Raw genomic sequence first — 11091 nt, 5'->3', positions numbered from 1 at the left:
ACTCCCCCTCGTGGTGGTTCAGTTCGCCGCCAGGGCCTCGCCCGGCGGCGGATACGATGATGACAGGCTGTCCAGGCGCTGCGCCAGCCAGTCGACGAAGCCGGCATCGGGGCGCGCTTCCACCTCGAGGACCCAGCTCTCGTCGGGCGCCAGGCCCCGGCACTTCACCGCGTCCTTGGCGGTCATCACCAGCGGCCGGTCATCGCCGAAGGCGAGCTCGTCCGCCGTGTAGCGGTGATGATCCGCGAAGGCGTGGGGCATCGCCTCGACGCCCAGGTCCGCCAGGGTCGCGAAGAAGCGCGGCGGATGACCGATGCCGGCAATGGCGTGCACCGGCCCCGCGAAAGGCAGGGGCGAGAGCGGGAAGCGCCGGCCATCGCCCAGGCGGCGCCAGGCGGCGGGTTCCAGGGCCATGCTATGGGCCCCGGGGGGCGGCGCGACGGTGGACTGGCCGTTGATCACCACCGCATCCACGCGCTCGAGCCTTGAGGGCGGCTCGCGCAGCGGGCCCGCCGGCAGGCAGCGCCCGTTGCCAAGGCCGCTCCGCCCGTCCACCACCACCAGCTCCAGGTCGCGCCCCAGCGCCAGGTGCTGCAGGCCGTCGTCGCTGATCAGGATATCGCAGCCCGCCTCGAGCAGGTGCCTCGCGCCGCGCGGCCGGTCGGGGTCGACCACCACCGGCAGCCCGGTCTGGTCGGCCAGCATGCGCGGCTCGTCGCCACAGGCGGCGACCGGCGTGTGCGCGTCCAGGCGCAGCGGATAGCGCTCGCTATGACCGCCATAACCCCGGGAGAGGATGCCCGGCGACCAGCCCCGCTCGGCCAGGTGACGGCCCAGCCAGGCGACCAGCGGTGACTTGCCGGTGCCGCCCAGGGTGACGTTGCCGACCACGATCACCGGCACCGGGGCACGCCACACCGGCTTGCGCCCCGAGGCATAGGCCGCGGCGCGGCGACGCACGACCAGGCGATAGAGGGCCTCCAGCGGCCGCAGGACGCCCAGCCAGGCGTCGCCGCGGTAGGCCGCCGTCAGCCAGCGCTCGCCCAGGCCGCTCATGCCGGCCCGGACTCCTGGAACTGCAGGCGGTGCAGCGCCGCGTAGGCGCCGTCGCGGGCCAGCAGTTCCTCATGGGAGCCCTGCTCGACGATCTCGCCCTGCTCCATCACCAGGATGCGATCGGCCCGCTCGATGGTCGAGAGGCGGTGGGCGATGACGAAGGTCGTCCGGCCGCGACACACCTCCTCGAGGGCCGCCTGGATGTGGCGCTCGGATTCGGTATCCAGCGCCGAGGTCGCCTCGTCGAGCACCAGCAGCGGCGCATCCTTGAAGATCGCCCGGGCGATGGCCAGGCGCTGGCGCTGGCCGCCGGAGAGCATCACGCCGTTCTCCCCCACCACGCTGTCGTAGCCGTGGGGCATGCGCTCGATGAACTCGTGGGCATGGGCGGCGCGGGCGGCGGCCTCGATGTCCGCGGGGTCGGCGTCCGTCACGCCGTAGGCGATGTTGTCGGCGATGGTCGCGTTGAACAGCGTGACCTGCTGGGAGACCAGGGCGATCTGGCGGCGCAACGGGGCCAGGCGGTACTCGCCCTGCTCCACCCCGTCGATCAAGAGCCGCCCTGCCGTTGGACGGTAGAAACGCGGCAGCAGGCCGACCAGGGTCGACTTGCCGCTGCCGGAGCGGCCCACGATGGCGACCATCTCGCCGGGCGCGACCTCCAGGTCGATGCCCTTGAGCACCTCGGGCTGGTCGTCGCCGTAGGCGAAGCGCACCCCCTCGAAGCGGACCCGCCCCTCCAGGCGACCGGGGTCCAGGGTCCCGGTGTCGCGCTCGGGGGGCTCCTCGAGCAGCCCGAAGAGCTCGCCGGCGGCGGCGATGCCCTTCTGGATGGTGGCGTTGATCTCGGTGAGCTGGCGGACCGGCTTGGCCATCAGCGAGGCCGCGGTGATGAAGGCGACGAACTCGCCGGGGGTCATGTCCGCCATCAGCGCCGGCGACATGGCCAGCCACACCAGCACCGCCAGCGACACCGCCACCATCAGCTGGATCACCGGCGTGCTGGTGGCCTTGGTCAGCGCTTCCTTCATGCTCTGGCGACGGTTGACCTCGCTGGCCTCGGCGAAGCGGGCCTTCTCGAAGGTCTCGGCGCCGTGGGTGCGCACCACCCGGTAGCCGGACAGCGCCTCGGCGGCCACGTGGGTGACCTCACCCATGGAGCGCTGGATGCGCCGGGAGATGCGCCGGAAGCGCTTGCTGGCATAGCTGACCACCCCGCCGATCAGCGGGGTCACCGCCAGGAACAGCAGGGTCAGCATCCAGTTGGTCCACAGCAGGTAGGCGATTAAGCCGACCACGAAGAGCCCCTCGCGCAGCAGGATGGTGACCGCCTTGGTGGCGGCCCCGGTGACCTGCTCGACGTGGTAGGTGACCCGGGAGATCAGGTGGCCCGAGGAGTGGGCGTCGAAGAAGCGTCCCGGCAGGTGCAGCATGTGGTTGAAGACGTCGCAGCGCAGCGCATGGACCAGGTTCCTGGCCACGCTGCTCATGAAGTAGGTGCCGAGGAAGGTGCCGAGGCCGCGCGCCGCGAACATGCCCACCACGAACAGCGGCAAGAACAGTCGGAAGTTGGCGTCCGGGTTCTGGATGCCGTCGATCAGTCGCTTCATCATCTCGGCCAGCGCCGTGCTCGAGGCGGCATAGATCACGTAGCCGAGGATCGCCAGGGCGAAGGCGCGCCAGTGGGGCTTCACGTAGGCCAGCAGGCGCTTGTAGAGGGTCCAGCCGGAATGTTCGATCACGGTGTCTCCGCTTGAGGGGTTGCAACGGCCTCGGTGGCGATGCGCACGTGCCGGATCTCGAGACCGGCGGCCCGGTCCAGCGCGCGTACCACGTCGGCATGGGCGGCCCGCCCGTCGGCCTCGACCACGAGGCCGTGTTCGCGGGCCTGTTCGGCCTGTGCCGCCAGGGCCTCGCCCAGGCTCGCGGCCGTATGGACCCGCTCGCCCAGGCGATACTCGCCCGCCGCCGTGACCACCAGCGTCACCGGCGCGGCCTCCATCGGCTGACCGCTGGCGCTCTCGGGCAGCTCGAGCTCCAGCGCCTGGCGGGTCTCGAAGGTGGTCGAGACCATGAAGAAGATCAGCAGCAGGAAGACCACGTCGATCAGCGGCGTGAGGTTGACCTCCACCGGATCGCGTCGTCGCCGGGGGAATCTCACGACGGCGTCACCCGCGGCGCGGTGCGCCCGTCCGCCTCGCGACGCTCGTCACCGCGCGGGCCCGGATGGGCCTCGTCGGCGCGGCGCTCGGCCAGCACCAGCTCCCCCGGATAGTGGGCGAGGTACTCGACCACCTGGCTGGCCTGCTCCTCCATGCGCACGGTGATGTCCTCGACCCGGCGCTGGAAGTAGCGGTGGAACATCAGCGCGGGAATCGCCACGGTCAGGCCAGCCGCGGTGGTCACAAGGGCGCGGGAGATGCCGCCGGCGAGATCCGCCGTGCGGCTCGCCCCGTCGCCGCTGACGATCACCGCGAAAACCTCGATCATGCCCACCACGGTGCCCAGCAGGCCGATCAGCGGGGTGATCGCGGCGATGGTGCCCAGCGGGCTCAGGAAGCGCTCCATGTCATGGATAACCGCGGTCGCCGCCTCCTGCAGCCGGGCGCGCACCTGCTCATGGCCGAGCCGCGCATTGCGCAGCCCGGCGGCGAGCACGCCGCCCAGCGGCGAGTGCGCCTCCAGCCAGTAGAGGTTGACCTGGCCGCGCGCCACCAGCTGGCAGACCTCCTGGCCGAGCCCCCGGGGGGCGATGCGGCGCGCGCGCAGGGTCCACAGGCGCTCGATGATGATCACCGAGGCCAGCAGCGAGCAGCCCAGCAGCGGCACCATCAGCCAGCCGCCGGCGATCAGGGCATCCATCATGTCCATGGCGTTCTCCCCGGGTGTGGCCGGCCCGCGGGCCGGCATCAGTGGGGCGATTCTAACGCAAGGCAGCCGCCACCGACACCGCCGAGCCGCCAGGCGGAAGGCCGCTCGGCGAGGATCCCCGGCGGCGCGTCGTCGCCGAGCCAGAGGGTCACGGCGCCGTCCTGGGCGGTACTCCAGAGGCAGCTGCCCACCGCCCGGAAGCGGCGAACGACGCGATCCGTCGGATGGCCGAAGGCGTTGTGGCGCGCCGCGCTGAAGATCACGTGGCGCGGGGCCAGGCGCCTCACCAGGGCAGGCCCGGAGCTGGTGGCGCTGCCGTGGTGACCCGCCACCAGCAGCGTGATCCCCGCCGCTACCTCATCGAGGAAGCGCCGCTCGGCGCCGCGTCCGACGTCCCCGGTGATCAGCAGCCGCTGGTCGCCGGCGCGCACCAGAAGGACGCAGGAGCGATCGTTGGCGGAGAGCTCGGCGGTGTCCGAAGGCGGCCAGAGGATGCGAAAGCTGACCCCGTCGCGCCGCCAGCGGTGGCCCGCCGTGCAGGGCCTGGCCGGCAGCCCCAGGGCCTCGCCGGGAGGCGTCAGGAGTCGCCCCACCTGGTGCGCATCGCGCAGTGCCGGCAGGCCGCCGGCATGGTCCTGGTCGGCGTGGCTGACGATGACCTCGTCGAAGCGCTGGCCCGGCGGCCACAGCCCGGCCAGCGGCATGAAGCCCGAGGCGAAGCGCGGCCCGGTGTCATAGAGGGCGCGATAGCCGGCGGTGCGCAGCTCGATCAGCTGGCCCTGCCCCACGTCGTGCACCCGCACCCGCAGCTGCCCCTCGGCGAGCACCGGCGACGGGGCCGGCAGGCCCAGCGGCACCAGCAGCAGAGCCGCCGTGGCCGCCAGGCGCAGGCGCATCGCGAGCCCCGGCAGCGCCCACACGAGGCCGCCCAGCCCCAGCGCCAGGCCGAGCGGCACCACCCACGCCGGCTCCGGCTCCCACAGCGGCCGCCAGGCGACCGCCAGCTCGAGCAGCGTGGCCAGGGCCTCCACCAGCCAGCCGAACAGGCGCCAGCAGAGCGCCGAGAGCGGGGGCAGCCAGGCGGTGAGCCAGCCGAGCAGCCCGAGAGGCACCAGCAGCGTGCTGACCAGGGGCACGGCGACCAGGTTGATCAGCGGCGCCGTGGGGGCCAGCCGGTCGAAGGCCAGCAGCACGGCGGCGCCCATCAGCGGCGCCAGCAGCAGCTGGGTGCGCACCAGCGCCCATAGCCAGCCGCCCAGGCCACGCGGGCGGGCCCTCCCCTGCCAGATCAGGATCAGCAGCGCCACGGCGGAAAACGACAGCCAGAGGCCGGGCCGCCAGGCCGAGAGCGGGTCGACCACGAGCACCAGCCCCAGCGCCAGCCACCAGCCCTGCCAGGGACCGGGCGCGTGGCGCCCGCTGGCCACCCAGAGCCCCACCAGGGTCATGATCATGGCGCGTAGCGCCGGCGGCTCCAGCCCGGCGAGGCCGGCATAGCCCACCGCCGAGGCGGCGGCGACCCACCAGGGCCAGACCGCCAGCCGCCAGGCCCCGGGCGCGACCAGCCGGGCCGCGCCGCGCGCAAGCCACAGGGCGAAGGTCGCCACCAGCCCGACGTGGAGGCCGGAGATCACCACCAGGTGGGTGGTGCCGCTGGCGTTGAGCAGGTCCCAGTCGGCACGTTCAAGGCGCTCGCTCGCCCCCAGGGTCAGCGCCGCCAGCCAGCGCGCCTGGCGCGGCGCCAGCGCCTGGGCGTCGAGGTGTTCGAGGGCCAGTCGGCCAAGCGAGAGTCCGGCCTCGGCGAGCCTGACCGGCGGCGGGTCGCGACGCACGTAGCCGCTGGCCTGGATGCCCTCCCGCCGCAGCCAGGCGCCGAAGTCGAAACCGCCCGGATTGGCGAAGCCGGACGGAGGGCGCAGGCGCACCGACAGCGCCCAGCGCTCGCCGGCCACCAGGTCGGGGGCCTCGAAGAAGGAAAGACGCACCCGCGTCAGGTCATCACAGGCCGGCAGCTCGTTCGTCGCGGCGCGACACGCGTCCACCGCCATGATCAGGCGGGAGAGTCGCGCGTCGCGACGCACCTCGACCAGTCGCCCCTCGAGGCGCAGGTCCTGGCGGGTCAGGCCGGGGGCGAGTTCGCCACCGCGCAGCGTGAGCAGCTGCCCGGCGACCAGCGCCGCCACCAGCAGCCCCAGCGCGAGACGCGGACGGCGCCCGGCCAGGGCCGCCAGGCAGGCCAGGGCGAACAGCTCGGCGCTGCCCGGCGCGGCAAGATGGCCTCCCAGCACGCCGAGGAGCACGGCGAGCGCCAGGGGCAGGGCCAGACCCAGCGGCATGATGTCGTCCCTGAACGGCGGGCGGGCGCCTCGCCCTCCGTCGCGTCGGCGAGACGCATCATGGCGAGGCGGGCGACTTCTATGGATAATAGCTCGGGTTTCGACGCCGCGAGCTCGTCTTCATGCCGCGCAGACTCCTGCAGCGCTACCTGCCCCATCCCGATGCCCTCCGGCGCCGGCGCTCCCTGCGCATGGTCGGCCACCTGATCGGCAACCCCTCGCTGTGGGTGCTGACGCGTCGCAGCGTGGCCAACGCCTTCTCCGTGGGGCTGTTCAGCGCCCTGCTGCCGATCCCCTTCCAGATGCTGGTGGCCGCGCTGGGCGCCTGGCTCGCGCGCTGCAACCTGCCGCTGTCGATCGGCCTGGTGTGGATCACCAACCCCCTGACCATGCCGCTGATCTTCTTCGGCAACTATCGCCTGGGCGCCTGGCTGCTGGACACCCCGGTCCGCCCGGCGCCGGAGCGCATCTCCACCCAGTGGATCGCCGAGCAGCTGGTGGAGATCCTGCCGGCGCTGGCGCTGGGGTCGCTGGTGGCGGCGGTGGTCACCGCTGCGCTTGCCAACCTGACGATTCGCCTGATCTGGCGCTGGCAGGTGTCGCGCAGCTGGCGCGAGCGCACCCGCCGTCGCCGCCGTTCGCGCGAGGCCGCCCAGGAACCGTGATGCCAAACGCCAGCGGCCGGCGCCATGGCGCCGGCCGCTGCTGCATCGCCCCACCGGATGGGTTCAGGCGCGGGGTGGCTCCTCGACCAGGCGCCCGCCGTCGAGCTTGAGCACCCGATCCTGGTGGGCGGCGAGGCCCGGATCATGGGTGACGATCACGAAGGCGCAGGCGGCGCTGGCCGCCAGCTCGTCCATCAGCGCGAGGATGCTCGCCGCGGTGGTCTGGTCGAGGTTGCCGGTGGGCTCGTCCATCAGCATCAGGCTGGGGTCGGTGACCAGCCCCCGGGCGATGGCCACCCGCTGGCGCTCACCCCCGGAGAGCTCGCCCGGCTTGTGATCGGCCCGCTCGGCCATGCCGACGCGCTCGAGCAGCTCCCGGGCGCGCGCCTCGGCGTGGCGCTTGCGCTGGCCGCGCACGATCAGCGGCAGCGCCGCGTTCTCCAGCGCCGTGAACTCCGCCAGCAGGTGGTGGAACTGGTAGACGAAGCCGATGTGACGGTTGCGAAAGCGCCCCAGATCGGCGTCGTTGAGCGCCCGCAGCGATTCGCCGGCGATGCACACCTCGCCGCGGCTCGGCTGATCCAGCCCGCCCAGCAGGTTCAGGAGCGTGGTCTTGCCGGAGCCGGAGCTGCCGACCACGGCGACCCGCTCGCCGGCCTGCACCCGCATCTCCAGGCCGTCCAGCACGGTCAGATCCCGCGGCCCCTCGCGATAGACGCGGGTCAGGTCCGTGCACTCGAGCATCACCTGCCCCGCTCGGTTGGCGGCATCGGTTCGTGGCGTCATGGCCGTGTCACTCATAGCGCAGTACCTCGGCAGGCTGGACCCGCGCGGCCCGCCAGGCCGGATAGAGGGTCGAGAGGAAGGTCAGGATGAAGGCCGCGGCGACGATGTTGCGCACGTCGGACCAGATCAGCCGCGACGGCAGCTCGCTGATGAAGTAGACGCCGGCATCGAGGAAGTGGATGCCGAAGGTGCTCTCCACCCAGCCGATCAGGTCCGACACGGTGAGCGCCAGCAGCACGCCCAGGGTGACGCCGACCAGGATGCCGATCACGCCGATCGCCAGCCCCTGGACGATGAAGATGCCCATGATCGAGCGCGGGGTGGCGCCGATGGTGCGCAGGATGGCGATGTCGGCCCGCTTGTCGGTGACCACCATCACCAAGGTGGAGACGATGTTGAAGGCCGCCACGGCGATGATCACCGTCAGCAGCAGCGCGATCATGCGCTTCTCCATCTGGATCGCCTGGAAGAGGTTGCCGTGGGAGTAGGTCCAGTCGAGCCCCCGGTAGCCGGGCCCGAGCTCGTTGATGATGGCGCGGGTCTCGCTGCCGGCGGCGAAGAGGTCGTCGAGCTCCAGCCGCAGGCCGCCCACGGCGTCGCCCAGGCGCGCCAGGGTCTGCATGTCCTCGATGTGGGCATAGGCCAGGGCGGCGTCGAGGTCGGCACCGACGCTGAAGATGCCGCTCACCGTGAAACGCTTGAGCCGGGGGAAGACCCCGGCCGGGGTGATCGAGGCCTCGGGCACCAGCAGGGTGACACGATCGCCCACCCCGACGCCCAGGCGACGGGCCAGGATCGAGCCCAGCACCACGTTCCACTCGCCGGCCTCCAGGTCGTCGAGGCGGCCCTGGCGCATGTGCTCGTCGACGATCGACACGCGGCTCTCCCAGGCGGGATCGATGCCGTTGACCATGGCGCCCTCGTTGCGGCCGCCTACCGAGAACATACCCTGCTGCTCCACGTAGGGGGCGGCGCCGACCACCCGCTCGCGCTCGACGAGGCGCTCGGCCAGGGGCTGCCAGTCGGTGAGCCCGCCCGGCGACTCGATCTTGGTGTGCGGCACCATGCCGAGCACCCGGGTGCGCAGCTCATGGTCGAAGCCGTTCATCACGGAGAGCACCAGGATGAGCACCGCGACCCCGAGCATGAGGCCCAGCATGGAGGTCAGCGAGATGAAGGAGATGAAGTGGTTGCGACGCTTGGCCCGCACGTAGCGCAACCCGATCAGGAAGGGGAGACGGTCGAGCATGAGAACGTTCCTTGTCGGCGGGCGCCCATGGTACGGTTTTTTGCCCGCGCCTGCATCGCCGCCGGTGGGTGCTTGCGCGATGATTGCATCATTGACGACGGCGGCCTACATTGCGCCGTCACGACCCGCACGAGACTCGCCTAATGGCCCATCGCCTGCTCCCCGAATGGCATCCCCAGGATGCCGTGCAACTCACCTGGCCCGGCCCCGACAGCGACTGGGCGCCCCTGCTCGAACGCATCGAGGCGACCCTGGAGGCCATGGTGGTGGCCATCGCTCGCTATCAGGCGGTGCTGATCGCCGTCCCGGACGCGGCCACCCGCAGCCACCTGACCCATCGCTTCGCCTGCCTCGGCGTCGACCCCGCCCGCCTGCGGCTGATGGTCGCCCCGGCCGACGACACCTGGGCGCGGGACCACGGCCCGATCGCCGTGGCCGAGGGGGATGCGCCGCGGCTGCTCGACTACGTCTTCACCGGCTGGGGCGGCAAGTACGAGGCCGCCCGGGACAACACCCTGACCCGGCGCCTGGCCGAGGCCGGCGCCTTCGCCTGCCCGGTCGCCTCACACGACCTGGTGCTGGAGGGCGGCGCCATCGAGACCGACGGCGATGGCACCCTGCTGACCACCGAGGCCTGCCTGCTCAACCCCAACCGCAATCCCGGGCTCGACCGGGCGGCCATGGAGGCGCGTCTCAAGCAGGAGCTCGGCATCTCGCGGGTGCTGTGGCTGGCCCACGGCCACCTGGAAGGCGACGACACCGACAGCCATGTCGATACCTTGGTGCGCTTCTGCGACCCGGCGACGCTGGCCTACGTGCGCTGCGACGACCCGGCCGACCCCCACTATCCTGCGCTCGCGGCCATGGAGGCGGAGCTCAAGGCCCTGCGCCGCGCCGATGGCGAGCCCTACCGGCTGGTGCCCCTGCCCTGGCCGCGCGCCTGCCACGACCCGGTGGACGGGCACCGCCTGCCCGCCACCTACGCCAACTTCCTGATCATCAACGGCGCGGTGCTGGTCCCGACCTACGGCGACGCCGCCGACAGCCGGGCGCTCGGCGCCCTGGCCGGCGCCTTCCCGGGTCGCGACATCATTCCCATCGACTGCCTGAGCGTGATTCGCCAGCATGGCAGCCTGCACTGCCTGACCATGCAGCTGCCCCGGGGCAGCCTGGCCGACGCCCCCGAGCCATCATCCACGAGGAGAGCCCCATGACCCGCACCCTCAAGGCCGGCCTGGTCCAGCAACCGGCCTGGCCCGACAAGGCCCGAAGCCTCGCCGAGAGCGAGGCCGGCATCCGCGAGCTGGCCGGCGCCGGCGCCCAGCTGGTGATGCTCCAGGAGCTTCACGCCACCCACTACTTCTGCCAGATCGAGGACACCGACGTCTTCGACCTGGCCGAGCCCCTCGACGGACCGACCGGCACGCGGCTGGCGGCGCTGGCCGAGGAGCTCGACATCGTGCTGGTGGGCTCGCTGTTCGAACGCCGCGCGCCGGGCCTCTACCACAATACCGCCGTGGTCTATGACCGCGACCGCGGCCGCGTGGGCTACTACCGCAAGATGCACATCCCCGACGATCCGGGCTTCTACGAGAAGTTCTACTTCACCCCCGGCGACCAGGACGCGGACCGCGAGCAGGGCTTCACGCCCATCGACACCTCGGTGGGCCGCCTCGGCGTGCTGGTATGCTGGGACCAGTGGTACCCGGAGGCCGCCCGGCTGATGGCCCTGGCCGGCGCGGAGCTGCTGCTCTACCCCACCGCCATCGGCTGGCATCCGCCGGACGACACCCCGGAGAAGCGGCGCCAGAAGGAGGCCTGGACCCTGATCCAGCGCAGCCACGGCGTGGCCAACGGCCTGCCGGTGATCGTCGCCAACCGGGTCGGCCACGAGGCGGATCCCTCCGGGGCCACGCCGGGCATCGACTTCTGGGGCGGCAGCTTCATCTGCGGCCCCCAGGGCGAGCTGCTGGCCCACGCCGGTGAGGAGGCCGAGCGCATGCTGGTGACGCTGGACATGGCGCGCAGCGAGGAGGTGCGGCGCATCTGGCCCTACCTGCGGGATCGTCGCATCGACGCCTACGGAGACCTGGTCCGCCGCTACCGCGACTGAGGCCCGCCAGAAGCG

At 72.2% G+C, this 11091-nt stretch carries 10 protein-coding genes; 3 read left to right on the top strand and 7 right to left on the bottom strand.

Annotated features, from left to right (window positions below; genetic code table 11):
- Window positions 1-18: 18 nt before the first annotated feature.
- The 5 genes from lpxK to C9F13_RS13710 are packed head-to-tail and all read right to left on the bottom strand — an operon-like array spanning window position 19 to window position 6263.
- Complete coding sequence (gene lpxK / locus C9F13_RS13730) at window positions 19-1056, bottom strand: tetraacyldisaccharide 4'-kinase (RefSeq protein ID WP_108446841.1); 1038 nt, start codon at window positions 1054-1056, stop codon at window positions 19-21.
- A complete protein-coding gene (gene msbA / locus C9F13_RS13725) occupies window positions 1053-2795 on the bottom strand; it encodes a lipid A export permease/ATP-binding protein MsbA (protein WP_108446939.1) in 1743 nt (580 codons plus the stop codon). The genes lpxK and msbA overlap by 4 nt, the downstream gene beginning before the upstream one ends.
- Window positions 2795-3217 (bottom strand): ExbD/TolR family protein, encoded by a 423-nt coding sequence (locus tag C9F13_RS13720; RefSeq protein ID WP_108446840.1) that lies wholly within the window; start codon window positions 3215-3217, stop codon window positions 2795-2797. Before C9F13_RS13720 ends, msbA begins: the two co-directional genes overlap by 1 nt.
- Window positions 3214-3927, bottom strand: coding sequence for a MotA/TolQ/ExbB proton channel family protein (locus C9F13_RS13715; protein ID WP_211310973.1), 714 nt, complete (start codon window positions 3925-3927; stop codon window positions 3214-3216). Before C9F13_RS13715 ends, C9F13_RS13720 begins: the two co-directional genes overlap by 4 nt.
- Window positions 3928-3965: 38 nt before the next feature.
- Window positions 3966-6263 (bottom strand): DNA internalization-related competence protein ComEC/Rec2, encoded by a 2298-nt coding sequence (locus tag C9F13_RS13710; protein WP_108446839.1) that lies wholly within the window; start codon window positions 6261-6263, stop codon window positions 3966-3968.
- A gap of 122 nt (window positions 6264-6385) precedes the next feature.
- On the opposite strand from C9F13_RS13710, the gene C9F13_RS13705 reads away from it, so the two are divergent.
- Entirely contained in the window at window positions 6386-6928 is a 543-nt protein-coding gene (locus C9F13_RS13705) for a DUF2062 domain-containing protein (protein ID WP_108446838.1), read from the top strand.
- Between the two features lie 63 nt (window positions 6929-6991).
- Here the strand turns inward: C9F13_RS13705 and C9F13_RS13700 are convergent, their stop codons facing one another.
- Together C9F13_RS13700 and C9F13_RS13695 are read right to left on the bottom strand one after the other, a co-directional pair.
- A complete protein-coding gene (locus C9F13_RS13700; protein ID WP_108446837.1) occupies window positions 6992-7729 on the bottom strand; it encodes an ABC transporter ATP-binding protein in 738 nt (245 codons plus the stop codon).
- Complete coding sequence (locus C9F13_RS13695; RefSeq protein WP_108446836.1) at window positions 7722-8963, bottom strand: lipoprotein-releasing ABC transporter permease subunit; 1242 nt, start codon at window positions 8961-8963, stop codon at window positions 7722-7724. Before C9F13_RS13695 ends, C9F13_RS13700 begins: the two co-directional genes overlap by 8 nt.
- A 143-nt stretch (window positions 8964-9106) precedes the next feature.
- Between C9F13_RS13695 and C9F13_RS13690 the strand changes: the two genes are divergently transcribed.
- Window positions 9107-10177 carry an agmatine deiminase family protein gene (locus C9F13_RS13690; RefSeq protein WP_108446835.1) on the top strand — a complete coding sequence of 357 codons (1071 nt, stop codon included), beginning with the start codon at window positions 9107-9109 and terminating at the stop codon, window positions 10175-10177.
- Window positions 10174-11076: a carbon-nitrogen hydrolase gene (locus C9F13_RS13685; RefSeq protein WP_108446834.1), complete on the top strand. Its 903-nt coding sequence runs from the start codon at window positions 10174-10176 to the stop codon at window positions 11074-11076. Before C9F13_RS13690 ends, C9F13_RS13685 begins: the two co-directional genes overlap by 4 nt.
- The last annotated feature ends 15 nt before the right edge of the window (window positions 11077-11091 follow it).

Origin of the sequence: Halomonas denitrificans (genome assembly GCF_003056305.1) — a bacterium.
Lineage (GTDB): Bacteria > Pseudomonadota > Gammaproteobacteria > Pseudomonadales > Halomonadaceae > Halomonas > Halomonas denitrificans.
This window is presented reverse-complemented; position numbering and strand designations above follow the sequence as displayed.